The organism is Azospirillum oryzae, from assembly GCF_008364795.1.
GTDB classification, from domain to species: Bacteria; Pseudomonadota; Alphaproteobacteria; order Azospirillales; family Azospirillaceae; genus Azospirillum; species Azospirillum oryzae.
The window spans coordinates 908489-934477 of sequence record NZ_VTTM01000002.1; the positions used below are offsets into that span (position 1 = coordinate 908489).

General features: G+C 67.8%; 21 protein-coding genes. 5 read left to right on the top strand and 16 right to left on the bottom strand.

All coding sequences use genetic code 11. The features are described 5' to 3' along the window. Window positions 1-51: 51 nt before the first annotated feature. Together parC and recO are read right to left on the bottom strand one after the other, a co-directional pair. On the bottom strand, window positions 52-2277 hold the full coding sequence (parC, locus tag FZ938_RS10365) for a DNA topoisomerase IV subunit A (protein ID WP_149198406.1): 2226 nt from the start codon (window positions 2275-2277) through the stop codon (window positions 52-54). Between the two features lie 20 nt (window positions 2278-2297). Further along, entirely contained in the window at window positions 2298-3020 is a 723-nt protein-coding gene (recO, locus tag FZ938_RS10370) for a DNA repair protein RecO (RefSeq protein WP_149198407.1), read from the bottom strand. A 194-nt stretch (window positions 3021-3214) separates the two neighbouring features. On the opposite strand from recO, the gene FZ938_RS10375 reads away from it, so the two are divergent. Both FZ938_RS10375 and FZ938_RS10380 read left to right on the top strand, forming a co-directional pair. Next, window positions 3215-5743, top strand: coding sequence for a sensor domain-containing protein (locus FZ938_RS10375; RefSeq protein ID WP_149198408.1), 2529 nt, complete (start codon window positions 3215-3217; stop codon window positions 5741-5743). A gap of 36 nt (window positions 5744-5779) precedes the next feature. Continuing rightward, window positions 5780-6163, top strand: coding sequence for a hypothetical protein (locus FZ938_RS10380; protein ID WP_149198409.1), 384 nt, complete (start codon window positions 5780-5782; stop codon window positions 6161-6163). A gap of 31 nt (window positions 6164-6194) precedes the next feature. Here the strand turns inward: FZ938_RS10380 and FZ938_RS10385 are convergent, their stop codons facing one another. Genes FZ938_RS10385 through FZ938_RS10395 form a run of 3 tightly spaced genes read right to left on the bottom strand, consistent with a single transcriptional unit; the run spans window position 6195 to window position 8971 of the window. Further along, the gene (locus tag FZ938_RS10385) at window positions 6195-6977 is read right to left on the bottom strand and encodes an SGNH/GDSL hydrolase family protein (protein ID WP_246457824.1); all 783 of its coding nucleotides are present in this window, start codon (window positions 6975-6977) and stop codon (window positions 6195-6197) included. Beyond that, on the bottom strand, window positions 6974-7756 hold the full coding sequence (locus FZ938_RS10390) for an SGNH/GDSL hydrolase family protein (protein ID WP_149198410.1): 783 nt from the start codon (window positions 7754-7756) through the stop codon (window positions 6974-6976). The genes FZ938_RS10385 and FZ938_RS10390 overlap by 4 nt, the downstream gene beginning before the upstream one ends. 42 nt (window positions 7757-7798) lie before the next feature. Then, window positions 7799-8971, bottom strand: coding sequence for an OpgC family protein (locus tag FZ938_RS10395; protein ID WP_149198411.1), 1173 nt, complete (start codon window positions 8969-8971; stop codon window positions 7799-7801). A gap of 621 nt (window positions 8972-9592) precedes the next feature. Here FZ938_RS10395 and FZ938_RS10400 point away from each other — a divergent pair. Then, complete coding sequence (locus FZ938_RS10400; RefSeq protein ID WP_149198412.1) at window positions 9593-10690, top strand: TRAP transporter substrate-binding protein; 1098 nt, start codon at window positions 9593-9595, stop codon at window positions 10688-10690. Between the two features lie 201 nt (window positions 10691-10891). On the opposite strand, the gene FZ938_RS10405 is transcribed toward FZ938_RS10400, so the two are convergent. The 11 genes from FZ938_RS10405 to FZ938_RS10455 form a co-directional block, all read right to left on the bottom strand. Continuing rightward, a complete protein-coding gene (locus FZ938_RS10405) occupies window positions 10892-11701 on the bottom strand; it encodes an MBL fold metallo-hydrolase (protein WP_149198413.1) in 810 nt (269 codons plus the stop codon). Continuing rightward, the gene (locus FZ938_RS10410) at window positions 11698-12492 is read right to left on the bottom strand and encodes a TatD family hydrolase (RefSeq protein ID WP_149198414.1); all 795 of its coding nucleotides are present in this window, start codon (window positions 12490-12492) and stop codon (window positions 11698-11700) included. The genes FZ938_RS10405 and FZ938_RS10410 overlap by 4 nt, the downstream gene beginning before the upstream one ends. A gap of 8 nt (window positions 12493-12500) precedes the next feature. After that, window positions 12501-14051: a methionine--tRNA ligase gene (gene metG, locus FZ938_RS10415; protein ID WP_149198415.1), complete on the bottom strand. Its 1551-nt coding sequence runs from the start codon at window positions 14049-14051 to the stop codon at window positions 12501-12503. Window positions 14052-14102: 51 nt separating this feature from the next. Next, entirely contained in the window at window positions 14103-15239 is a 1137-nt protein-coding gene (locus tag FZ938_RS10420) for a DNA polymerase III subunit delta' (RefSeq protein WP_149198416.1), read from the bottom strand. Further along, the gene (tmk, locus tag FZ938_RS10425; protein WP_149198623.1) at window positions 15236-15892 is read right to left on the bottom strand and encodes a dTMP kinase; all 657 of its coding nucleotides are present in this window, start codon (window positions 15890-15892) and stop codon (window positions 15236-15238) included. Before tmk ends, FZ938_RS10420 begins: the two co-directional genes overlap by 4 nt. Before the next feature lie 11 nt (window positions 15893-15903). After that, window positions 15904-17094, bottom strand: a complete 1191-nt coding sequence (locus FZ938_RS10430; protein ID WP_149198417.1) for a D-alanyl-D-alanine carboxypeptidase family protein — start codon at window positions 17092-17094, stop codon at window positions 15904-15906. Window positions 17095-17181: 87 nt separating this feature from the next. Then, window positions 17182-18141, bottom strand: coding sequence for a septal ring lytic transglycosylase RlpA family protein (locus tag FZ938_RS10435; RefSeq protein ID WP_149198418.1), 960 nt, complete (start codon window positions 18139-18141; stop codon window positions 17182-17184). Between the two features lie 133 nt (window positions 18142-18274). Next, the gene (locus FZ938_RS10440; protein WP_246457830.1) at window positions 18275-19069 is read right to left on the bottom strand and encodes a YdcF family protein; all 795 of its coding nucleotides are present in this window, start codon (window positions 19067-19069) and stop codon (window positions 18275-18277) included. 99 nt (window positions 19070-19168) lie between these two features. Beyond that, window positions 19169-19750, bottom strand: a complete 582-nt coding sequence (locus FZ938_RS10445; protein ID WP_149198420.1) for a class I SAM-dependent methyltransferase — start codon at window positions 19748-19750, stop codon at window positions 19169-19171. 54 nt (window positions 19751-19804) lie between these two features. Continuing rightward, window positions 19805-20506 (bottom strand): exopolysaccharide biosynthesis protein, encoded by a 702-nt coding sequence (locus tag FZ938_RS10450; RefSeq protein ID WP_246457833.1) that lies wholly within the window; start codon window positions 20504-20506, stop codon window positions 19805-19807. Further along, window positions 20503-22413 (bottom strand): ABC-F family ATP-binding cassette domain-containing protein, encoded by a 1911-nt coding sequence (locus tag FZ938_RS10455; RefSeq protein ID WP_149198421.1) that lies wholly within the window; start codon window positions 22411-22413, stop codon window positions 20503-20505. Before FZ938_RS10455 ends, FZ938_RS10450 begins: the two co-directional genes overlap by 4 nt. 284 nt (window positions 22414-22697) lie before the next feature. Here FZ938_RS10455 and betB point away from each other — a divergent pair, with 284 nt between their 5' ends. Beyond that, window positions 22698-24167 (top strand): betaine-aldehyde dehydrogenase, encoded by a 1470-nt coding sequence (gene betB, locus FZ938_RS10460; RefSeq protein ID WP_149198422.1) that lies wholly within the window; start codon window positions 22698-22700, stop codon window positions 24165-24167. A gap of 44 nt (window positions 24168-24211) precedes the next feature. Further along, window positions 24212-25987, top strand: a complete 1776-nt coding sequence (betA, locus tag FZ938_RS10465) for a choline dehydrogenase (protein ID WP_425529365.1) — start codon at window positions 24212-24214, stop codon at window positions 25985-25987. Window positions 25988-25989 lie beyond the last annotated feature (2 nt).

Sequence of the window (25989 nt, forward strand, 5' to 3'; positions counted from 1 at the left end):
CGGGGGAGGATAGGTGGGGGGCTAACCTACCCACCCATCAACCACTCCCCCTCACATGAACCGGTTGTTCTTCGGGAAGCCGTTCGGCGGCATCTTGCCCTGGCCGGCGCGGTCGCCCATCCAGCCGGTCAGGTCGGTGACGTTGAAGTTGCGCTCGCCGTTCCTCCAGCTCAGGCCCTCGGCCAGCACGAAGGTCTTCACGTCGGCGACGCTGGCGTCCTTGTACTTCTGAAGCTGGACGCCCTTGCCGCGGGTCATCACCGGCACCTGTTCCAGCGGGAAGACCAGCATCTTGCGGTTGTTGCCGATGATGGCGACGGTGTCGCCGGTCACCGGATGGCAGATGCGGGCGGACTTGCCGTCCTCCAGGTTCAGCACCTGCTTGCCGGCGCGGGTCTGGGCCAGCACCTCCGCCTCCTCGACGCGGAAGCCGCGGCCGTCCTCCGACACCACCAGCAGGGTGCGGCCGGGCTGGTGGCGGAACAGGTCGACGATGTCGACGTCGTTGCCGAGGTCGATCATCAGCCGCACCGGCTCGCCGAAGCCGCGCCCGCGCGGCAGCTTGTCGACGCCGATGGTGAAGAACTTGCCGTTGCTGGCGAAGACCAGAAGCTTGTCGGTCGTCTCGCAACGCTCGATGAAGCCGCGCGAATCGCCGTCCTTGTACTTCACATCCTCCGCTTCGGCGTCGGTCAGATGGCCGCGCACCGTGCGGATCCAGCCCTTGGCGGAGCAGATGACGGTCACCGGCTCGCGCTCCACCAGCGCGTCCAGCGGCACCTCGATCACGGCGGGTGCATCGGCCACGTCGGTGCGCCGCTTGCCGAGCGCGCCGGTGCCGAACTTCTTCTTGATCTCGGCAACGCCGTCGGCGATCCGCTTCCAGCGCAGGGTTTCGTCGCCCAGCAGCTCCAGCAGGCCGTTCTTCTCCTTGGTCAGGGCCTCGTGCTCGCGCCGGATCTCCATCTCCTCCAGCTTGCGCAGGTTGCGCAGCCGCATGTTGAGGATGGCGTCGGCCTGCACGTCGGTCAGGGTGAAGGCGCGGATCAGCTCCTGCTTCGGCTCGTCCTCCTCGCGGATGATGCGGATGACCTCGTCCAGGTTCAGATACGCGGCGAGATAGCCGCCGAGGACCTCCAGCCGGTGGTCGATCTGTTTCAGCCGGTGGTTGGACCGGCGGACCAGCACCTCGTGCCGGTGGTCGAGGAAGGCCTGCAGCACCTCGCGCAGGTTCATCACCCGCGGCACATGATCGGCGCCCAGCACGTTCATGTTCATCGAGAAGCGGATTTCCAGGTCGGTCGCCTGGAACAGCGAGGCCATCAGCACCTCGGGATCCACGTTCCGGCTCTTGGGCACCAGCACGAGGCGGACGTCCTCGGCCGATTCGTCGCGGACGTCCTCCAGCAGGATCAGCTTCTTGGCCAGCAGCAGCTCGGCGATCTTCTCGACCAGCCGGGCCTTCTGCACCTGATAGGGCACTTCGGTGACGACGATCTGCCAGGTGCCCTGGCCCAGCTTCTCCACCTCCCAGCGGGCGCGCAGGCGGAAGGCGCCGCGGCCGGTGCGATAGGCTTCGATGACGTTCTGCCGCGACTCGACCAGCACGCCGCCGGTCGGGAAATCGGGGCCGGGCATGAAGTTGACCAGCGTCTCGATCGAGGCGTCGCGGTGCTTGATCAGGTGGCGCAATGCGTCGCAGATCTCGCCGACATTGTGCGGCGGGATGTTGGTGGCCATGCCGACGGCGATGCCGCTCGACCCGTTGGCCAGCAGGTTGGGGAAGTTGGCGGGCAGCACCGCCGGCTCTTCGCCGTCGCCGTCATAGGTCGGGCGGAAATCGACCGCGTCCTCGTCGATGCCCTCCAGCAGGGCCTTGGCGACCTCGGTCAGGCGGGCTTCGGTGTACCGCATCGCCGCGGCGTTATCGCCGTCGATGTTGCCGAAATTGCCCTGGCCGTCGACCAGCGGGTAGCGGACGGAGAAGTCCTGCGCCAGCCGCACCAGCGCGTCGTAGACGGAGGTGTCGCCGTGCGGATGGAACTTACCGATCACGTCGCCGACGACGCGGGCCGACTTCTTGGGCGGCGTCGTCGGTTCCAGCCGGAGCTGGCTCATGGCGAACAGCAGCCGCCTGTGCACCGGCTTCAGCCCGTCGCGCACGTCGGGCAGCGAGCGGGACATGATGGTGGACAGCGCGTAGCTGAGATACCGCTCGCCGAGCGCGTCGGCCAGCGGCTTTTCCAGAATCTCGGAGGCAGGGTTTTGCGGCTTCATGATGATGGGGTCTAGCAGTTTCAGGCGGAGCGCGCTACCGCGTTCGCGTAACGTTCTCTCAAGCGCTCACGCGCGGGCGGCAGCGGCCCGTTCAGCACGTGGCGTTCCAGGAAATGCGCGGTCAGCCGCAGCCCGTCGGAGACGGCAGACGGTCCGCCGCCGCCGCGCCCGGCGAGGAAATCCGGCAGGGGAAGCAACCGGTCGCGATAGGGCTCCCCCACCGACGCGGTCACCGCGCGGCCGGTGCGCGGGCTGACATAGGCGAGATAGTCGTTGGCACCCGACACCGCGCAGCGGTCGAGGTCGAGGCCGAATCCAAGCTCCGCCAGCAACCCGATCTCCCACCGAACATAGCTCTCGGCCCAGGCCGGGTTGTCGAGCAGGTCGAACAGGGCGAGCAGCCCGTCGAACAGGGCAGGGTGAGCCTCCCGCTCCGGCAGGGCGGCCTCCACCAGCGCACAGGCGCTGATCAGCGCGGCCAGAGCCTGCGCGTCGTCGAAGAAGTTGGCGGCATAACCCTTCACCGACTCCAGCGTGAAATGGCCGAGATGCTCCGGCAGCCGTCCGCGCCAGCGGGCGTGGACCAGCGTGCCCGGTTCCAGCGTGCCGCGTTGGCGCGTCGACCGGCCGCCCATCACCATGCCGGCATGGCGGCCGTGCTCGCGCGTCAGCAGGGTCGCGACGGCGGACCCTTCCCCCTGGGGGCGGGTGGATAGAACGATTCCCTGATCGGACCAATCCATCGGTGCCGGCTTCGGATGATGTGGCGAGCTATCCTAATATAGGAAAAAATTTCGCAGAAGGAACCCTCGGCAATCGGGATAACCGACCTGCGACAAGCATTTATGGTTTCTTCACCAAAACACCCCTACAATCGGAGGCTCAACGGTGGGAGGCCCCACCAATCGCTGACCGCCGACGGGTCCGACGAGGGGTCTTGAACACCAACATCGACCGATATCTGCTGGCGGAAAAGGCCGGAACCGAAGGCGTCTGGGATTGGGACCTGCGTAGCGACACGCTGTACCTCTCCCCCCGCTTCAAGGAGTTCCTCGGGCTGCCGCCGGGCGATTCAAGCCGCGAATCCAACCGGCCGAACGACTGGCTGTCGCTGGTCCACCCGGAAGATGTCGACTGGCTGCATGCGTCCTTCGAGGCGCAGATGGTTGGTCTGTCCGTCCCCTTCCAGATCGAACACCGCGTCCGCCGTGCCGATTCCGCCGCCGCGGCGAAGCCGCACTGGCGCTGGCTGGTCTGTCGCGGCATGGCGGTGATGGACGATTCGGGGGAGCCGATCCGGCTGGTGGGATCGGTCGCCGACATCACCGACCGCAAGCATGCCGAAAAGGAACTGCGCCGCAGCGAGGAACGCTATGCGCTCGCCGCCGCGGCCAGCAACGACGGGCTCTATGACTGGGATCTGGTCACCGACCGCGTTTATTTCTCGCCGCGCTGGGCGTCGCTGCTCGGGCTGTCGCCGGCCAAACTGACCGACAATCCGCGGGAATGGCTGGGCCGCATCCTTCCGGCCGACCGGGCGATCCTGACCGACGCGATGGCCGCGCTCGGCGGGGCAGGGGCCGAACCGGAAGCGGCTTTCCAGGTCGAATACCGCATGCGCAACGCCGCCGGGGCGATCCGCTGGATGGCCTGCCGCGGCATCGCGGTGCTGGACGCCGACGGCAAGCCGACCCGGTTGGTCGGCAGCCAGGCCGACGTGACCGACCGCAAGACGGCCGAACAGCGCCTGCGCCAGAGCGAGGAGCGCTATGCCCTCGCCGCCGCCGGGGCCGCCGACGGGCTGTGGGACTGGCACATCGACAGCGGCGAGGTCTATTACTCGCCGCGCTGGAAGGCGATGCTGGGCTTCGATGACGCGGAGATCGCCGGCTCCATCGAAGAATGGTTCCAGCGGGTCACCCCCGGTGACCTGGACGGGCTGCGCACCGCGATCAACCTGCACCTGACCGGCGAGCGACCGCACCTCCAGCATGAATTCCGCATCCGCGACAAGGCCGGTCAGGAGATGTGGATGCTGGTGCGCGGGCTGGCGGTGCGCAACGATAGCGGCTGCGCCGTCCGGATGGCCGGCTCGATGACCGACATCACCGCGCGCAAGAAGGCCGAACAGCAGATCCTGTTCGACGCCGTCCACGACAGCATGACCGGCCTGCCCAACCGCACGCTTCTGCTGGACCGCATCGGGCAGGCGCTGGACCGCAACCGGCGCGCCGGAGCCCGGCCCTTCGCCACCATCATCATCGACCTGGACCGCTTCAAGGCGATCAACGACGCGCTCGGCACCAGCGCCGGCGACCGCGTGCTGCGCATCATCGCCAGACGTCTCGACGCCAGCCGCCGCGTCGGCGACACGCTGGCCCGCCTGTCGGCCGACGAGTTCGCGGTGCTGGTGGACGAACTGGACGATGCCGGCGACGCGCTGGAGGCGGCGGAGCGCATGGCCCGCTCCATTTCACGGCCGGTCACGTTGGAGGAGGGGCGCGACATCGTGTTGACCGCCTCGATCGGCGTGGCGCTGAGCCAGACCGGCTACGACCGGGCGGAGGACATGCTGCGCGACGCCAGCCTCGCCATGTACCGTGCCAAGAGCGGCGGGCGGGCGCGCATCGACGTGTTCGACGCCAACCTGCGCCGGCAGGCGATGGCCGCCATGCGGATGGAGGCCGACCTGCGTGCAGGGCTGGAGCAGGGGCAGCTCTGCCTGCATTACCAGCCCATCGTCCTGCTGGAGACTGGCGGCATCGCCGGCTTCGAGGCGCTGATGCGCTGGAACCACCCCGACCGCGGTCTGGTTTCTCCCGCCGAGTTCATTCCGCTGGCCGAGGAGACCGGCCTGATCGCGCCGATGGGCCGTTGGGCGCTGGGCGAGGCGGTGCGGCAACTGGCGGCGTGGCAGGCGCGATTCCCCCGCGCCACCCCGCTGTTCATGAGCGTCAACGTCTCCACCCGCCAGTTCCGTGACGACGACATCGTCGGCGCGGTGCGCGACCTGCTGGACGCCGTACCGATCCCGCCCTCCAGCCTGAAGCTGGAGCTGACCGAAAGCCTGCTGGTCCAGGATCCGGACGAATGCCGGATGCTGATGCAGAGCCTGCGCGACATGGACGTGCGCCTGTCGATCGACGATTTCGGCACCGGCTACTCCTCGCTCGCCTACCTGCACAAGCTGCCGGTGGACGTGCTGAAGATCGACCGCAGCTTCGTCCGTGCGGTGTCGACGGGGGAGGGCAATGCCGCCATCGTCCAGGTCATCGCCGGCCTTGCCACCATTTTGCGGCTGGACTGCGTGGCGGAAGGGGTGGAAACGGCGGACGAAGCGGTGTATCTGCGCGGTCTGTGCCAATACGCCCAAGGCTATCATTTCGCCCGTCCGGCCTTGCCGGAGGCGATCGAGCGGCTGCTGGCCGCCGAGGACGAGCACATTGCCCTGCCAGCACCGGCCTGAAGCCGCTGCGAGCCGTCGTTTTTTGGAGTTTGCCTGATGTCCGAGCGCAACTGCGGTGAATGCACCCTCTGCTGCAAGCTGATGGGCGTGCCCGAGTTGAAGAAGCCCGCCGCCAAATGGTGCGCGTCCTGCGATCAGGGCAAGGGCTGCTCGATCTACGAGGAGCGGCCGCAATCCTGCCGGAACTTCCAGTGCTTCTGGCTGATGGACGAGAATTTCCCCGACGAGTTCCGCCCCGACCGCATCCACGCGCTGGCCGCCTTCAACGACGTGAAGGACAGCTGCGTCCTGCATGTCGATCCCGCCAAGCCGCGCGCCATGGGCAGCCCGGAGGTGCAGGCGCTGACCGACGCGCTGCTGAAGGTCTATTCCAAGGTGTTCTTCCTGTGCGGCAAGGAAAGCGCGATGATGCAGCGCTGAGGGTGCGGGGCGCAGTGACGCCCCGGTTCCTTCACCGCCGAAGCCCGCTGTTGTGGATGCTCACCGCATCCTCGATGCCGACCGCCAGCATGCGGGCGACACAGTCGTAGCCGACGTCGTTCTGGTGGACGCCGTCCGGTCCGATCAGGTCGGCCATGGTCATCCCGCGGGTTTCCACCAGCGTCCGCATCACGTCGAAGCGGCGGAACAGGCCGATATGCTGGTCGGTGGCGATCCCGGCGATGCGGGATAGCATCGGGACGACCCCGGTCTTTTCCAGCATCTTCGGGGCGTATTGCAGGTCCATCAGCACCACGTCGATCCCGGCGCCGCGCAGCCGCTCCACCCCCCGGCGGACCGAACGCTCGCTCAAGGTCTGGTCGCCGTCGCGCAGGACCGTGTTGGCGCCGACCTGCCAGATCACAAGATCGGGCCTGGCGTCCAACGCGTCGGCCGCGATCCGCTTTTCGGTCTGGTCGTCGGTCTCGCCGTTGATGCCGCGGTTCAGCACCGCGATGTCGGCGCTGCGGAACCGCTCGCCCAGGTAATGGGCGAGGCGGGCCGGATAGGCCTTGTCCGGCGAACTCGCCCCCGCTCCGGCGGTGGAGGAGGAGCCGATGGCGACGATCCGGATCGGCGCGCCCGCCGCGATGCGCTGGGACAACTGAGGCAGGGGAACCGACAGTGCCGAGGCACCGCGCGGCAACTGGCAGCGTGCGGCGGCGGTGGGATCGGCGGCCAGGGCTGGGACGGAAACGGCCAGGGCGGCGATCAGCGACAGGACGCGGACGGCGGACGACAGGACAGAACTCAATTGGTCGCTCCGGTGCGCCGGGCGACCGACAGGGGGTCGATCATCGTCGCGACGCTTTGCGCCAGCAATTGTCCGATGCATTGGTGAACGAATTCATAAGCACGCCGTTTCGCCTCGTCCGATTCGTCGGCGAAATCGACCCGGCCGTCCTCCACCCAATGCCGCATGATGTCGTAGCGGGGGAAGTGGAAGACGTCCGAACTCTGTGCCAGCCAGGACATGTAGGACACGTAGGGGGCGAAGTCGATCAACTGCGCCGTGTGCATGCTGTACTGCATGTCCATGATGACGATGTCGGCGCCGCGGCGCTGGACCTCGGCGATGCCGGACTGGAGTGCTGAACCGAAACTCTCGAGATCCAGGCTGCGCATGGCGTCGACCGTGCCGGTCTGCCAGACGACCAGCGCCGGCCGCCGCTCCTCCACCGCCTGGGTCAGCGGAGCGACCATGGCTGGGGCCGCCTCGCCGGGAAGGCTCAGCACGGCGGTGCTGACCTCGCGGCCGGGCAAGCGGCGCTTCAACTCGCCTTCCAGTCGGGCGGGATAGCCGACGATGCCGGACTTGGCTGCCGATTTGGCGGAATTGACGACCAGGATCGACAGCGGATGCCCGGCGGCCAACCGCGCCGACACGCGCGGCAGCCCGCCGCCGGGGGCAAGGACGGATTCCGGCACGGCGCAAGTGGGGTCAACGGATGGAGCGGCCGCCTGGACAGCCAGGGCGCGATCCGGGGAAACAAACAGCGCGGCCGCCAGCAGGATCGCCGTGACCGTCAGCATCCGCCGTCCCTTCCTTCGCCTCGCCCTCGCGCCATGCACCCCTCATGCGCCCATCTTCGTGGTGGCCGCAACCCGGTGGCGCCGCGCCCGCTCCGCCGACTGGTACCAGTTCAGGAAGCGCGCCATCAGCACCATCGTGGCGATGCCGAGCACGGTAACAAGGAACTGGGCGGAAAGCGAGCCGCTGACATGGACAAGCACGGTCTGCCCGGCGAAGGACAGCAGCACGCCCAGGCAGAACACATGCAGCGACTGCCTCCCGCAGGCGAGCACCGGGGCGGCCAGGGACCCGCGCAGCCAGGATGCCCCCGCCGGCACCAGCCACAGCACCAGATAGGCCAGCGCGAAGAAATGCAGCAGACGCAGCGGGTCGAGATCGGTCTTGCTGATGGGATAAAGGATGTCGGTCAGCGACGCCGGGATCAGCGCGTGCAGCGGGGCGAATTTCCAGGACAGCGTCAGGAACAGGCTGGCCAGCAGGACCGTCCCAGCCGCGACCGCCACCGGCGTGCGGAAGCGGGTCAACTCGCCCCGCAACTCCGGCTGGAATTGCAGCGACGCGCCCAGCACGAACAGGAACTGCCAGGTGAAGGGGTTGAAGTACCAGACACCGCCGTCCGGATAGGTGGGCAGGTTCCACCCCCATTGCCGCGCCGCGAGATACAATGCAGCCGACCCTGCCAGCATCCCCAGCGGCCGGCGGCGCAGCACCGGCAGCAGCAGGGGAAAGGCCAGCAGAAGCACGATGTAGAGCGGCAGCACGTCCAGGTTCGCCGGCCGGAACTTCAGCACAAGCGCCTGGGTCAGGGCGGTGACGGGGTCCTGGAAATAACCGGCGATGCCCATCTCCTCCGCGAACAGCGGGCTGTCGAAGGCGCGGGCGGTGTAGGCGATCTGGGCGGTGTAGGCGAAGAACAGGATGATGTAGGTGACGTACAGCGTCCAGCAGCGGTGCAGCACCTGCGCCGCCGCCATCGGCACCCCCTGCCGGTCCAGTGTCCGGCCATAGACCAGGGCCGCGGTGTAACCGGAGATGAAGACGAAGATCTCCGTGGCGTCGCTCAGTCCGAAATTGCGCGGGGTCGCCCACGAGACTTGGTTGGCCGGGATGTGGTTCACGAAGATGAACCACAGGGCCAAGCCACGGAAGAAGTCGAGCCGCAGATCGCGCGCAGCCGCATCGTTCCTGCCGTCCGCCACAGTCACGTTTTTCATGGCCTTCCAACCCGCAAGTGCCTGCTCCGTCCTCGTCAACAGTTCAGCACGGCCGGCGGTTCGCGCCGCACCCGTGCTGGTGTCGCTTTCCTGCAGCCGGGCGCGGTCATCGCAAAAGATGGGGGGCGTCGCCGCCGGATTCGAGAAGCCTGATGGCGAAAGCGCCGCCGCAGGCTGCCGGGCTGTGGTTGAATGGAACCCGCGGCTTCGCGCCGCAGCGTTAAACCTCTGAAATACAGACTTCTATTCCGGTTCGCGCTTGATCCCGACCGTTTGCTTCCTGCATAATCCGGTCAGCAAAAGAAAGCTGGGGCGGATCGGCCGAAAGGCCGGCGGCAAGCCCGGATGGACGGGAGGAAACGCACACCAACGTCGGGATGCCATGGAACCGGGCGGATGGCGCAACGCGCCGGTGCCCACCGGTTCCATGGTTTCCCGCGGTGCGCCGTCCGGGTCGGTCGAGCGTGCATCCCACTCATTCCCGCTTTCCCCGCTCACCCGGCATCGTCCGGTCCCGTGAGGGTCCTGGCATGGGCGGGTGCGGGCAGGCATGCCTAGGCAGGGCATCCGCCGGTCCGGCGATAAGAACGCATAACAGAGAATGGACAAGGGAGCTTCTGCATGAAACGTCGTGCATTTCTGACCTCCGCCGGTGTGGGCGTCGCCGCCAGCACGCTTGCCGCCCCCGCCATCGCCCAGTCCACGCCCGAGATCAAGTGGCGCTGCGCCTCCAGCTTCCCGAAGAGCCTCGACACCATCTATGGCGGTGCGGAGTTCGTCGCGAAGCGCGTGGCCGAACTGACGGACGGCAAGTTCCAGATCCGCGTCTTCGCGGCTGGTGAGATCGTTCCGGCTCTGCAGGTTCTGGACGCGGTCAAGGACGGCACGATCGAGTGCGGCCACACCGTCTCCTACTATTATGTCGGCAAGGATCCGACCTTCGCCTTCGACGCGGCGATGCCGTTCGGCCTGAACGCCCGCCAGCAGAACGCCTGGATGACCCATGGCGGCGGCAAGGAGCTGATGGCGGAGTTCTTCGCCGGCCACAATCTGGTCGTCATCGGCGCCGGCAACACCGGCACCCAGATGGGCGGCTGGTTCCGCAAGGAAATCAAGTCGGTCGAGGACCTGAAGGGCCTGAAGTTCCGCATCGGCGGCTATGCCGGCACCATCATGGCCAAGCTGGGCGTCGTGCCGCAGCAGATCGGCGGCGGCGACATCTACCCGGCGCTGGAAAAGGGCACCATCGACGGCGCCGAGTTCGTCGGCCCCTATGACGACGAGAAGCTCGGCTTCAACAAGGTCGCCAAGTACTACTACTATCCCGGCTGGTGGGAAGGCGGTCCGCAGGTCTCCATGATGTTCGGCAAGGAGAAGTTCGAATCGCTGCCGCCGGCCTACAAGGCGGCGCTGCAGGCGGCCTGCGCCGACGCCACGCTCGACATGCTGGGCAAGTACGACGTCCAGAACATGACCGCGCTGAAGCGTCTGGTCGCCGCCGGCACCCAGCTGCGTCCCTTCCCGAACGAGGTGATGCAGGCCTGCTATCAGGCCGCCATCGAGGTGTACGAGGACGAAGCGGCGAAGAACGAGAAGTTCCGCAAGATCTACGAGGCGTGGAAGAAGTTCCGCGAGGAAGAGTATCTGTGGTTCCGCGTCGCCGAATACAGCTTCGACCGCTTCGTCTACGCGGCCCCGCCGCTTGAGAAGAAGAAGTAAGGGGAAGTATTGCCCCCACCCTAACCCTCCCCCCGCTTCGCGGGGGAGGGGGCTGCCGCCGCTCTGCGACTTACTCCCTTCCCCGCCCAACTCTCGCACAAAGCTTTGCTTTGTGCTGACGCGACAGGCGGACCAGAGGTCCGCCGAGAGCGGGGGAGGGTTGGGGTGGGGGCATCCGAAGCCACCCACCCCTCGCCACTCTCATACCTCGATCACCAGCCCGTCATAAGCTGGCTCGACCCCTTCCGGCAGGATCCGCAGCAGGCTGTCGTAGTCCATGCTGTTGTCCATGTGGGTCAGGAACGCCCGCCGCGGCTTCACCCGCTCGATCCACTCCAGCGTCAGCGCCAGGTGCGCGTGCACCGGGTGGGGCGGCTCGATCCGGCCGCAATCGACCATCCAGGTGTCCACCCCCGCCAGCGCCTCGAAGGCCCGGTCGTCCAGCCTCACCACGTCGGTGGAATAGGCGAAGCGCCCGAACCGGTAGCCCACCGTCCGCATATAGCCGTGGTCCTGCTCGAACGGCGTGACCTCCAGCCCCTTGACGCGGAACGGCCCGTCGACCCGATGCGCCTTCAGCACCGGCCGGTAGAAGGGATAGCCCTCCGGCAGCGGATCGAAGCAGTAGGGGAAGCGGACCTCGATATCCCGCAGATGCTCGTCCCAGCCATAGGCGTCGATCGGCGCATGCATGTGCCGGCAGATCTCGCGCAATTCGTCGATGCCGTGGCAATGGTCGGCATGCTGGTGGGTCCACAGCACGGCATCAAGCCGTGCACAGCCGCTGTCCAGCAGCTGCTGCCGCAGGTCGGGCGAGGTGTCGACCAGCACCGATACCTCGCCGCTCTCCACCAGCACCGACGGGCGCATGCGGCGATTCTTCGGATTGGCGGGATCGCAACGGCCCCACTGGCCGCCCGGCACACCGGCGATCACCGGAACGCCGCGCGAGCCGCCGCAGCCGAGGACGGTCACGCGCATCGCGCCGGATGACGGGCCGGCTTGGCTCATGCAGCAGCCTTGTCTTGGGCGGCCTTGTCGAACAGGCGGAAGAAATTGTCGGTGGTGACCCGCGCCAGTTCCTCCGCCGACACTCCCTTCACCTCCGCCACGCAGGCGGCGGTGTGGGCGACGTAAGCCGGCTCGTTGCGCTTGCCGCGGAAAGGGATCGGCGCGAGGTAGGGCGCGTCGGTCTCCACCAGGATGCGGTCGAGCGGCACGTCCTTCACGATGGCGCGCAGGTCTTCCGACTTCTTGAAGGTGACGATGCCCGACAGCGACAGGGTGAAGCCGTACTCCACCGCCTCCTCCGCCAGCGCCCGGCCGGAGCTGAAGCAGTGCAGCAGCCCCTTCACCGGCTGGCCGGCCGCCTCCTCCTTGACGATGCGCATGGTGTCGTCGTCGGCATCGCGGGTGTGGATGATCAGCGGCAGGCCGGTCTCCAGGCTGGCGCGGATGTGCCGGCGGAAGCACTCCTGCTGCTGGTCGCGCGGGCTCTTGTCATAGAAGTAATCGAGCCCGGTTTCGCCCAGCCCGATCACCTTGGGATGGCGCGACAGCTCCACCAGCGTTTCGGTCGTGGTGATGGCGTACTCCTCCGCCGCCTGGTGGGGATGGACCCCCACCGAGCAGAGGATGTCGTCATAGCGTTCCGCCACCGCCAGGATGCGGTCGAACCGGCTGATGTAGGTGCAGATGGTGACCATCCGCCCGATGCCGGCCTGCCGGGCGCGGTCGACGACCGCGTCCAGTTCTTCGGCGAAATCGGGAAAGTCGAGATGGCAATGGCTGTCGACGAGCATAAGGGAACTCAGGCCTTCGGTTCTTCGACGTAACGCGGGAAGACGCCCTGCGGCGTCGGCAGCGGCGTGCCGGCGGCCAGCGCCCCCGACGGACCCAACGTGCCGAAGCCGCGCGCATCCGGACCCAGCGCCAGCAGGTCGAGGATCTTGGCGGAGCTGTCCGGCATCACCGGCTGGGTCAGGATGGCGAGGTGGCGGATCGTCTCGGCCAGCACATAGAGCACGGTCGCCATGCGCGCCGGGTCGGTCTTCTTCAGCGCCCACGGGGCCTGTTCGTCGACATAGCGGTTGGCATCGCCGACCACGGCCCAGATGGCGTCCAGCGCCTTGTGGAAGGCCTGCGCCCTGATCTCCGCCCGGACGATGTCCAGCATGCCGTAGGCCGAGCCGAGCAGCGCATTGTCCGCCTCGGTAAAGGCGCCCGGAGTCGGTACGGCGGCACCGCAGTTCTTGCCGATCATCGACAGGACCCGCTGCACCAGATTGCCGTAATCGTTGGCGAGGTTGCCGTTGATCCGGTTGACCATCTGCTTGTGCGAGAAGTCGCCGTCATTGCCGAACGGCACTTCGCGCAGCAGGAAATAGCGGGTCTGGTCGAGGCCGTAGGTGTTGACCAGTGCTTCCGGCGCGATGACGTTGCCGAGAGACTTCGACATCTTCTGGCCTTCGATCGTCCACCAGCCATGGGCGAAGACCCGCTTGGGGGGCTGCAGACCGGCGGCCATCAGGAAGGCCGGCCAATAGACGGCGTGGAAGCGCAGGATGTCCTTTCCGACCATGTGCAGGTCGGCCGGCCAGTACTTGGCATACTCGCCCGTCGTGTCGGGGTAGCCGACGGCGGTGATGTAGTTCGCCAGCGCGTCCAGCCAGACATACATGATGTGGGCGTCGTCGCCCGGCACCGGGATGCCCCACTTGAAGGTGGTGCGGCTGACCGACAGGTCCTTCAGGCCCGACTTGACGAAGGACATCACCTCGTTGCGCTTGCCGGTCGGCGCGATGAAGTCCGGGTTCTGTTCATAGAACTCGATCAGCCGGTCCTGCCAGGCCGAGAGCTTGAAGAAATAGGACGGCTCCTCCACCCATTCGCACTCGGCGCCGGTGGGGGCGATCTTCTTGCCCTCGGCGTTGGTGGTCAGCTCGTCCTCGCCATAGAAGGCTTCGTCGCGGACCGAATACCAGCCGGCGTAGGACCCCAGATAGATCTCGCCGCGATCCTTCAGCACCGTCCACAGCGCCTGCACCGACTTGACGTGGCGCGGCTCGGTGGTGCGGATGAAGTCGTCGTTGGAATAGTTCATCAGCGACACGAGATCGCGGAAATTCTGCGACACCCGGTCGGTGAAGTCCTGCGGCGCGATGCCGGCCTTCTCCGCCGACTTCTCCACCTTCTGGCCATGCTCGTCGGTGCCGGTCAGGAACTTCACGTCATAGCCGTCGAGGCGCATGAACCGGGCGAGGACGTCGCAGGCAAGCGTCGTGTAGGCGTGGCCGATGTGCGGCACGTCGTTCACGTAATAGATCGGCGTCGTCAGGTAGAAGGTCTTCGGCCCGGCCATTTGCGGCACTTTCTTTCAAGTCAGGTTCAACCGGCAGGTTCTGAAATAACCCTAGGCGGCTGCCGTTTCCAGCGCCGACAGGGCGTTCAGGACCACCTGCTTGCGGTCCAGGTTTGCGGATTCCGCGCGCGCGAAAAGACGCTGAACCTTTTCCCACACCTCCACCCAACGTTCAAGACCGCGGGCGTTGGCCAGCCGGGTCATCAGGGCGGCCTCGCCCGGCACCACCTCCGCCGGCCAGGACCCGCGGGCGAGCGAACGGGCGAAGCGGGCCAGCCACCAGACCAGCAGTTCGGTCGCCGTCTCGAACATCCCGTCATCCTGCTTGCGGGTCAGCTTGTCGCCGAAGGCGTGCGCCGCGACGATGTCGATGCGCGGCAGGTCGGATAGCAGCCCGATCATCTCGCGGTAGAGCGCCAGCCCACCCGCGTCGGCAAGGTCGATGGCGCGGCCGACGCTGCCCTCCGACAGCCGGGCCAGCGCAGGGCGGTCGTCGGCCGCGATGTCCGGTCGGTGCTGTCCCAGCAGGTCGATCACCGTCTCCTCATCCAGCGGCTTCAGCGTCAGCTTGCGGCAGCGCGAGCGGATGGTCGGCAGCATGCCGCCGGGATTGTCGCTGACCAGCAGCAGCAGGGCGCCGGGCGGCGGCTCCTCCAGGATTTTCAGGATCGCGTTCAGGCCGCTCAGGTTCATGCGGTCGGCGCCGTCGATCACCGCGACGCGCCAGCCGCCTTCCGCCGAGGTGCGGCGCAGGAAGGGGCCGATCTTGCGCACGTCGTCCACCGCGATGTCGCGCTTCAGCCGGCCCTTCTTCTCGTCGCGCTGGCGCTCGATGGTCAGCAGGTCGGCATGGCCGCCCGACGCCACACGGCGGAACACCGGATGGTCGGGGCCGACGTGCAGCGAGGTGACCGGCGCGGCTCCGCCCAATAGACTATTGCCGAACAGGCTGTCCCCCGGCGGGTCCTGCGCCAGGACGAAGCGGGCGAAGCGGAAGGCCAGCGTCGCCTTGCCGATCCCCGGCGTGCCGCCGATCAGCCAGGCATGCGGCAGCCGGCCGGAATTCCAGGCATCCAGCAGCAGCCGTTCCGCGTCCTCATGCCCGACGAGGTCCGGGTTGCGCCGGGGGGCGAGCGCCTCCTCCGCGGTCGGTGCGGCGGCAGGGGCGGATGTGCGCGGCTTGCTCACGATTGCAGCCCCAGCCGGCCGGCGACGGCATCCCAGACGCGCGCCTGAACGCCGTCCAGGTCGGCGTCGGCATCCACCACCGCGCAACGCCCCGGCTCCAGTCGGGCGATGTCGAGAAAGCCGTCGCGCAGCCGCTGATGAAAGCCGATGTCCATCCGCTCATAGCGGTCCTCGCCGCCATGGCGCGAGGCGGCGCGGCGCAGACCCTGCTCGACGTCGATGTCGAGGATCAGCGTCAGGTCGGGGCGGAACTCGCCGAGCGCCGCCCGCTGCAGGGTCTCCACCAGTTCCCGCCCCAGCCCCAGCCCATAGCCCTGATAGGCCATGGTGCTGTCGAAGAAGCGGTCGCACAGCACCCACTTGCCGGCCTCCAGCGCCGGCCACACCGTCCGTTCCAGATGGTCGCGGCGGGCGGCGGTGTGCAGCAGAGCCTCCGTCACCGGGCTCCAGCGGCCGGTCTCGCCGGTCACCAGCAGGCCGCGGATTTCCTCCGCCCCCGGCGATCCGCCCGGCTCGCGTGTCGTCACCACGTCGATGCCGCGGGTGCGCAGGGACTCGGCCAAGCGGCGCAGCTGGGTCGACTTGCCGGCCCCTTCGCCGCCTTCCAGCGTGATGAAGCGGCCACGGTTGGCGGAGGCGGTGAAGGTCGGCATGGTCGTCACGATTACAGGCTGTTGCCGAAGACGAGATATTTGGCAGCGGCGAAGGCGCGACCGACGAAGCCGGCCTTCGGCATGTCCTGCGCCGCAACCACCGGCACCTCCTTGCCCGGGAAGCCGGGGGCGGAGATGACCAGCTTGCCGACAGTGTCGCCCTTCTTGATCGGGGCGGCAACCGGCGCGCTGCTGACCAGCGACACCTTCATGCCGGGCCGGTCGGCGCGGGCCATGGTGACGCTGAGGTTCTGCGGCACGGTGACGGGGACGCTGTCCTGCTCGCCCAGCCAGACCGGCACCTGCTCGATCGTCTCGCCGCCCTTGTAGAGGGTGTAGGAGGCGAATTCACGGAAACCCCATTCGATCAGCCGGGCCGATTCGTCGGCGCGCGCCTGCATGCTGGGCAGGCCGTTGACAACCAGCAGCAGGCGCCGCCCCTCGCGCTCGCCCGACGCGGTCAGACCATAGCCGCCTGCGTCGGTGTGGCCGGTCTTCAGCCCGTCCACATTCATGTTGCGATAGAGCAGCGGGTTGCGGTTGCCCTGGGTGATGCCGTGATACTTGAACTCCCGGATCGAATCATACTTGTAGAATTCGGGGAAATCCTTGATCAGGCGTTCGGCGAGGATCGCCAGATCGCGGGCGGTCATATAGTGGTTCGGGTCGGGCCAGCCGGTGGCGTTGACGAAGTTGCTGCTTTTCAGCCCCAACTCGCGCGCCTTCTTGTTCGCCTGTTCGGCGAAGGCCCCTTCCGATCCTGCCAGCCCTTCGGCCAGCACGATGCAGGCGTCGTTGCCGGACTGAACGATCATGCCCTTTAGCAGGTCGTCGACCTTGATGTTGTTGTGAAGCTCCACGAACATCTTGGAGCCCTGCATCCGCCAGGCCCGCTCGCTTACCGGCAGCGTGCTCTCCAGCGTCAGGCGGCCGGCCTTGATCGCCTCGAAGACCATGTAGGCGGTCATGATCTTGCTCATCGACGAGGGCGCCATCCGCTCGTCGGCGTTCTTCTCGAACAGCACGGTGTCCGAGGTCAGATCGACCAGGATCGCCTGCTTGGCGATGGTGTCGATGGTCGCGGCCTGGACCGAGACCGCGGTGAAGCCGGCGCCAATCGTGGCCCCGGCCATCGCAATTCCGGCCGCAACAGCAACGGAACGGCCGAAAACGGCACACAGGCGGACGACAACAGCGTTCATGGCAACAATCCTCCAAGGGCACTCGGTACAGGCATTGGGTCACTGGCGCTCGTGCAGAGCGGCCGGGAATGAGGTCGGGTGGACGGATCAATCCACCACGATTTTGGCCTCCGTAAGGCCGGCCTGGATGATCTGGTTCAGCAGGCTGTCGGCACGCTCCACATTGTCCAGCGGGCCGACGCGGACACGGTGCAGGGTCATGCCGGCCGACCGCGTCTGGCTGACGCTGGCGCGCTGGCCGATGGTGGACAGCCGGGCGCGGGCCTTCGCCACATTCTCCTCGCTGCCGAAGGCGCCGACCTGCACATAGATGGCCTCGTGGGCCTTCACCGGCAATTGCGCCACGACGGGGGCCGGCACGAATCGTCCCTCCGACATGCTGCCGGCGATGGTGGACGGCGGCGGAATGGGGGCGCCGACCACCGCCGGGCGCGCGGCGGCCAGGGTCGTCACCGGTCCGGCCGGCCCGGTCACCTCGATCCGGCCGCGCGGAGCGGCCTTCGGCGGCGGACCGTCGAGTTCGGCCAGCATCGGGGCGGGCGTGCCCTGGCGCGCCGCGGCGGCGATGGCGCGGCTTTCCTCCGCCAGGATCTGCACGCGCACCTTGGCGGTGCCGGGACCGTCGAAGCCCAGCAGCTGGGCGCCGCGGCGCGACATGTCGATGATGCGGCCGTTGGCGTAGGGGCCGCGGTCGTTGACCCGCACGACGATGGACCGGCCGTTGTCCAGATTGGTCACCCGCACCAGGCTCGGCATAGGCAGCGTCTTATGCGCGGCGGTCAGCTCGTTCTGGTCGTAGATCTCACCGTTGGCGGTGTTCTTCTCATGGAAGCCGGGGCCGTACCAGGACGCGATGCCGGTCTCGTCGTAGCTGTAATCTTCCTTGGGATAGTACCAGACGCCGTTGATCTGATAGGGCTTGCCCACCTTGTAGATACCGCTGGTCGGAAGGCCCGAGCCGGTGCCGGCGGGCTTCTGCGCGCAGGCGGCGAGCGCTGACACGCCCACCAGCACGACGACCCTGCTCACCCCGCGCCAGCGACGCATCCGCCAAACCCCTTCCTTCCCCAAACCCGGCCGGAACGCCGGGGCGGCGGCACTCTAGCGGAGTGGCATCGCCGCGCCAATGCCTCGAACGCGGCAGAAACACGATGACACAGCCCGTACGCGGGCAGGACGCTCAGGGGCCGGGGAACAGGCTTCCGGTGCGGCCCATCAGCCGATAGGCGGTCAGCCCGATCCACTCCCGCACCGCATCGTCGAGGATCACCAGATTCTGCCCGAACTCGAAGCGCAGGTAAGGCTTGGCGTCGTGGCGGGTGCGGTAATCGACGGGGTAGGGGATCACCTCCCACCCGATCTGCCGGAAGATGCCGACCGACCGCGGCATGTGCATGGCCGACGTGACGAGGACCCAGCGCTCACCCGGTGCCGGCTTGACCATCTCCTTGCTGAAGACGGCGTTTTCCCAGGTATTGCGGGAGTCCGCCTCATAGATCACGCGATCTTCGGGAATGCCGGCCTGGAGCAGGGCGGCGCGGGCGGTCACGTCCTCCTTGTACTCCTGGCCCAGCAGCCGGCCGGACCCGCCGGTGAAGACGGCCTTGGCTTCCGGATGGCGGCGGACGAGGTCGGCGAACCCCAGGATCCGCTCCGCCGCCTCATTGACGGAGGGATCGCCGCGGTCGGCGGTGATCGGCGGGTTGACCGCGCCGCCCAGCATGACGATGCCGTCGATCCGCCCCTCCGGCTCCACCCGCGGGAAGCGGTTCTCCAGCGGCAGGGCGACCAGCGCGCCCACCCCCGTATACATGACCACCAGAAGCAGCACCGCCGCCAGTGTCACCAGCCGCCGCCCCGCGCGTTGCCAGCGCCGCGTCCGCAGCAGCAGCGCCCCCAGCGCCACCGCCAGCACCAGCGCATTGCCGGGCGCGAAGACGCCCCACAGCAGCTTCGACAGGATGAAGGACAGCACCGGGGCATCCATGACTGTGAGCGAGAGGGCGGAGCATAAGCAGGGCAATTGGAGGGGGCAATGACGCTCCCTCTCCCGGGGCGGGAATGGGCTTCAGCCTCACCCCCGCCAGTACCCCCACACCGATGCCGGCGGCAGGTTCCGCAGCGTGAAGCCCAGCCTCTCGCCCTTCAGGTCCAGCGCATTGCGGTTCAGCGGCGAATGCGGCATGAAGCTGTAGAGGAGGAAGCGCCCACCCGGCCGCAGGATGCGGAAGGTGGCGTCCAGCACCTCGCGCTGGAACTCCAGCGGGAAGGTGATCATCGGGATGCCGATCACCACCGTGCCGACCTTGCCGCACAGCGCTTCGCCCAGCAGTTCCGGCGCCTTGCGGCAATCGTCGGCGATGACGGTTACGGCCGGGCATCGGACGCGCAGATGGCGGGCGAGGTCGCGGTCGATCTCGAAGCTGTAGAGCCGGTCGGCGGAGATGCCGGACTCCAGGATCGCGGCGGTGATCGGGCCGGTGCCGCCGCCGAACTCCACCACCACCTCGTCGGCCTCACAGCGGATCTCGCGGGTGATCCGGCGGCGCAATGCCCGGGAGGACGGAGCGACCGACCCCATCGCCCAAGGATCGGCCAGCCAGCGGCGGAAGAACAGCCAGGATTCGGAAAGCGTGGCGGATGCTGTCTCGGTCATGCGGGCCTCCCTGGTTTGGGGCGGCCCGTCACCCATCGTCCCGATGCGGCCGCCTTAATGCAGAGTTGCTGCCAGAAGTTGGTGACCTGCGTATGACAGGCTGCTCGCCACCAGCGTCAGGAACACCAGCGCCGCGGCGGTCAGCCCGAGGCCGAGGCCGATGGCGCCGCCGTCGCGCTCGATCAGCCCCAGCGAGATCAGCACCAGCGCGAAGCCCGGCAGCCAGCCGGTCAACGGCAGCGGCACGATGCAGGTCAGCGTCAGGATGAACAGCAGAAGCCCGAACCAACGTTCCTGATCGATGCGGGCAAGCCGGTGGAGCCGCGGCTTCAGCATCCGCTCGATCCCCGTCAGGCGCGGCATGGCGGCATCCAGCGTGCGCGCCGCCAGCCCGGTGCCGATGGACCGCCGCAGCAGCCAGTCCGGCAGCCGCGCCCCGCGCCGGCCGAAGGCGAGTTGGGCGGTGTAGAGCACGATGGGCAGGTCGAACAGGCAGGACACGCCCAGCGGCACCGGCGCGATGGTGGGCAGCGACAGCGCCAGCAGGATGGTGCCGAGCGAGCGGTCGCCCAGCGCCCGGATCAGGTCGCCCAGCGTGACCCGCCCGGCCGGCAAATTGGCGCGGAAGCGGGCCAGCACGTCCGACGTGCGCTCCTCCTCCGTTCCGCACAGGGCGGGCAGGGCGATGGCGCCGTCGCGCTGCGGCTTGCCGACCTCGTCGGCGAGCGGGTGGTCGATGTGATGATCGGCGTTCAAACGCCGGCCTCCGCCGCGGCGCTCTCGTAGAGTTCGAGCGCCTCCAGCCAGGTTTCCTCTGCGGTCGCCAGCTTCTTCTCCACGGTGCCCAGTTCGATCTGCAGCTTGGTCAGCTTGTCCGACGGACCGCTGTAGAGCGCGGGGTCGGACATCTTCGTCTCGATCTTGCGTTTTTCCTCGCTCAGCTTCGTCACCAGCGCCTCGGCGTCGGTGGCCTTGCGCTTCAGCGGGGCGAGCGCGGTGCGCGCCTCGGCCGCGGCGCGGCGCTGGTCCTTCTTGTTCGGTCCGGCGTCGCGCTCCGCACCGCCCTTGGCGCCGTCATTCTTGGCTGCCGCCCGCTCCGCCTTGGCGCGGTCGAGCAGATAGCGGCGGTAGTCGTCCAGGTCGCCGTCATAGGCCTGCACCGTGCCGTCGGCGACCAGCAGCAGCCGGTCCACCGTCATCTCGATCAGGTGGGGGTCGTGGCTGATGATGACGACGGCGCCGGGGAAATCGTTGATCGCCTCGATCAGTGCTTCGCGGCTGTCGATGTCCAGATGGTTGGTCGGTTCGTCCAGCATCAGGATATGCGGGACTTCCCGGCTCATCAGCGCCAGCAGAAGCCGGGCCTTCTCGCCGCCCGACAGATTGGCGATCTTGGTCTCCGCCTTCGCCTGGGGGAAGCCGAAGCGGCCGAGATGGGCGCGCACCTTCTCCTCCAGCGCCAGCGGCATGATGCGCTGGGTCTGCTGGATCGGCGTCAGCGACAGGTCCAGCTCCTCGGCCTGATGCTGGGCGAAATAGCCGATGCGCAGCTTGGGCGGGCGCCGCATCTCGCCGGCCATCGGCTGCAGCCGGTTGGCCAGCAGCTTGACCAGCGTCGACTTGCCGTTGCCGTTGGCGCCCAAGAGGCCGATGCGGTCCTCCATGTCGATGCGCAGGTTGACCCGCCGCAGGATCACCTTGTCGCCATAGCCGATGCTCACCCCCTCCAGCGCGATCAGCGGCGGCGCCAGCTCGTCGGGAGGAGGGAAGTTGAAGACGACCTCCGGATCGTCCTCCATCAGCGTGATCGACTCCATCTTCTCCAGAAGCTTCAGGCGGCTCTGCGCCTGACGGGCCTTGCTGGCCTTGAAGCGGAAGCGGTCGACATAGGACATCATGTGCTTGCGCCGCGCTTCCTGCTTGGCGGCCATGGAAGCGATGCGCTCCTGGTTGGCGCGGCGCTGCGCCAGGAACTGATCGTAATTGCCGCTGTAGGTGACGAGCTTGCCCTGGTCGATGTGGATCGTCGTGGTCGGAACCGCGTTCAGCAGTTCGCGGTCGTGGCTGACCAGCAGGATGGTGTGCGGGTAGTTCTTCAGATAGCCCTCGAGCCAGATGGTCGCTTCGAGGTCCAGGTGGTTGGTCGGCTCGTCCAGCAGCAGCAGGTCGGGGCGGGAGAACAGCACGCCGGCCAGCGCCACGCGCATCCGCCAGCCGCCGGAGAAATCCGAACAGGGCCGCTGCTGCGCTTCGGCGTCGAAGCCCAGGCCGGACAGCACCTGCGCGGCGCGCGACGGAGCGGAATGGGCCTCGATGTCGGCAAGGCGGGCATGGATTTCGCCGATGCGCATCGGGTCGGTCGCCGTCTCGGCCTCCGCCAGCAGGGCGGTGCGTTCGGTGTCGGCGGCCAGCACGGCGTCGATCAGCGTGGTGGGGCCGCTTGGGGCCTCCTGCGCCACCATGCCCATCCGCATGCCCGCCGGCAGGGTGACTGCGCCGGCATCCGTCTGCAGCTGGCCCGAGATCAGCTTCAGCAGGGTCGATTTCCCGGTGCCGTTGCGCCCGACCAGCGCCACGCGGTGCCCCTTGGGCACCACCGCCGTCGCATGGTCGAACAACACTCGGCCGCCGAAGCGGAAGGTCAGGTCATTGATGTGCAGCATAGCGCGCGAGGATGTAGCACGAGGGGCCGCCGATTTGAAGCGGGGGTCGCCGAATGGCACGGCTTTGTCTCGCGCGGGACGGCCCGATTGCCCTGCCCAGGACCGGGTGCGGGCCGACAAATTTGTTTGAACACGACCAATGTGGAGAACGGAATCGCCACCCGCTTTTTTTTAATTGAACGTTCAATCAATAAAAATCAGGCTGTGCTTCTGGAAAGATGGTGCTGCGAACCAATGCACTTTTGGACCCTGGGACCTGGGCTCAGGAGGAGGGGAGACAGGAGATGACGCGATTCGGACGGCAGGCCCATTACGTCCACGGTCGCCCCTTCCCGGGCGAGGGTGAGGAGCGCTTCGCCACCGTCAATCCGGCGACCGGGGAAACGCTGGCCGAGGTCGCGCAGGCGACATCTGCGGACGTGGACCGCGCGGTCGACAGCGCACGGGCCGGGCAGGCGGTGTGGGCGGCGATGACGGCGATGGAGCGGGCGCGGGTGCTGCGCCGGGCGGTATCCCTGCTGCGCGAGCGCAACGACGCGCTGGCGGAAATCGAAACGCTGGACACCGGCAAGCCGCTGAGCGAGACGAGGGCGGTCGACATCGCCACCGGCGCCGACGTGCTGGAATACTACGCCGGTCTCGCCCCCGCGCTGGAAGGGCGGCAGATCCCGCTGCGTCCAAGCTCCTTCGTCTACACGCGGCGCGAGCCGCTGGGGGTGGTGGCCGGGATCGGCGCCTGGAACTATCCGATCCAGATCGCGCTGTGGAAATCGGCACCGGCGCTGGCCGCCGGCAACGCCATGATCTTCAAGCCGAGCGAGTTGACGCCGCTGACCGCCCTCCATCTGGCGGCGATCTACAGCGAGGCCGGGCTGCCCGACGGCGTGTTCAACGTGGTTCAGGGCGATGGCCGGGTCGGCGCCCTGCTGGCGACCCATCCCGGCATCGAGAAGCTGTCCTTCACCGGCGGGGTGGAGACCGGCAAGCGGGTGATGGCCGCGGCCGGCGGATCGACCCTGAAGGAGGTGACGATGGAGCTGGGCGGGAAATCGCCGCTGATCGTCTTCGCCGACGCCGATCTCGACCGCGCCGCCGACATCGCCATGATGGCGAACTTCTACAGCTCCGGTCAGGTCTGCACCAACGGCACCCGCGTGTTCGTCCACCGCAGCATCGCGACCGCGTTCGAGGAGCGGCTGATGGCCCGCGTGCGCCGCATCCGCATGGGCGATCCGCTGGACCCCGACACCAACTTCGGCCCGCTCGCCAGCTTCGCCCACCGCGACAAGGTGCTGCGCTACATCGAGACCGGCAAGGGGGAGGGCGCGCGGCTGCTGGCCGGCGGCGGCGTTCCGGAGGGGCCGGCCTTCGCGCGCGGCGCCTATGTGGCGCCCACGATCTTCACCGACTGCCGCGACGGCATGACCATCGTGCGCGAGGAGATTTTCGGCCCGGTCCTGTCGATCCTCACCTTCGATGACGAGGAGGAGGTCGTCACGCGGGCCAACGCCACCAGCTACGGCCTCGCCGCCGGGCTGGTCACCAGCGATCTGGCCCGTGCCCACCGGGTGATCCACCGGCTGGAGGCCGGCATCTGCTGGATCAACGGCTGGGGCGAATCGCCGCCGGAGATGCCGGTCGGCGGCTACAAGCAGTCGGGCATCGGCCGCGAGAACGGGGTCGAGACGCTCGACCATTACACCCGCGTCAAATCGGTCCAGGTCGAGCTGGGATCCTACTCGTCGGTGTTCTGAGACCGTCTTTCAGGGAAGCCCGCTTTTCAAAGAAGGGGTGTTCGATGTCGAATCAACCGACCTCCGGTGCCGCTGTGCCGGAGAACGGCACCGCCATGCCCTCCGTCTCCCAGGCGGTGCGCGAGTATGACTACATCATCGTCGGCGCCGGGTCGGCGGGCAATGTGCTGGCCTGCCGCCTGACCGAGGATGCCGGCGTCAGCGTCCTGCTGCTGGAAGCGGGCGGACCCGACCACCGGCTGGACTACCGCACCCAGATGCCGGCGGCGCTGGCATTCCCGCTGCAGGGCCGCCGCTACAACTGGGCCTACGAGACCGAACCCGAACCGCACATGGACAACCGTCGCATGGAGTGCGGGCGCGGCAAGGGGCTGGGCGGGTCGTCGCTGATCAACGGCATGTGCTACATCCGCGGCAACGCGCTGGACTATGACGGCTGGGCCGAGCTTCCGGGTCTGGAGGACTGGAGCTATCTCGACTGCCTGCCCTATTTCCGCAAGGCGGAGACGCGCGACGTCGGCCCCAACGCCTATCACGGCGGCGACGGCCCGCTGTTCGTCACCACCGCCAAGCCGGGCGTCAACCCGCTTTACGAGGCGATGGTGGAGGCGGGGGGGCAGGCCGGCTATGGCCGCACCGACGATCTGAACGGCTACCGCCAGGAGGGCTTCGGCCCGATGGATCGCACGGTGACCGCGCAGGGCCGGCGCTGCAGCACGGCCCGCGGCTATCTCGACCGGGCACGGGAGCGGCCGGGGCTGACCATCGTCACCCATGCGATGACCGACCGCATCCTGTTCGACGGACGCCGCGCCGTCGGCGTCGCCTATCTGCGCAACGGCACGCCGGTGACGGCGCGGGCGCGGCGGGAGGTGCTGCTGTGCGCCGGCGCCATCGCTTCCCCGGCGATCCTGCAGCGGTCGGGGGTGGGGCCGTCGCCGCTGCTGCGCGAGCTGGGGGTGGCGCCGGTGATCGACCTGCCGGGGGTCGGCGGCGATCTCCAGGACCATCTGGAGATGTACATCCAGTATCACTGCCGCCAGCCGGTGTCGCTCTATCCGGCGCTGAAATGGTGGAACCAGCCGGCGATCGGCGCCGAATGGCTGTTCCTGGGCACCGGCATCGGCGCCAGCAACCAGTTCGAGGCCGGCGGCTTCATCCGCACCGGCGACGACGTGCCCTGGCCCAACATCCAGTATCACTTCCTCCCCGTCGCCATCAGCTACAACGGCACCAACGCGGTGGAGGCGCACGGCTTCCAGGCCCATGTCGGCTCGATGCGTTCGCCCAGCAAGGGGCGCGTGCATGCCCGCTCGCGCGATCCGGGGCAGGCGCCCAGCATCCTGTTCAACTACATGGCCGATCCGCAGGACTGGCAGGAGTTCCGCGCCGGCATCCGCATCACCCGCGACATCATGCGCCAGCGTGCCCTTGCTCCTTATCGCGGGGAGGAGATCAGCCCCGGCGCCGATTGCGTCACCGATGCCGACCTCGACGCCTTCGTCCGCCATCACGCCGAGACGGCCTATCACCCCTGCGGCACCTGCCGGATGGGGACCGACGACGGCGCGGTGGTGGACGGCCAGGGCCGGGTGCATGGGCTGGAGGGACTGCGCGTCATCGACGCCTCGATCATGCCGCGCATCATCACCGGCAACCTGAATGCCCCCACCATCATGATGGCGGAGAAGCTGGCCGACGCGGTGCGCGGCCGTCCGCCGCTGCCGCGCGCCGACGTCCCCTATTACGTCGCCGACGCCGCCATCAGACAGAAGGAGTCCCAGAGGGAGTCATTGAAGGACCAGCGACTGCGGGCCTGAGA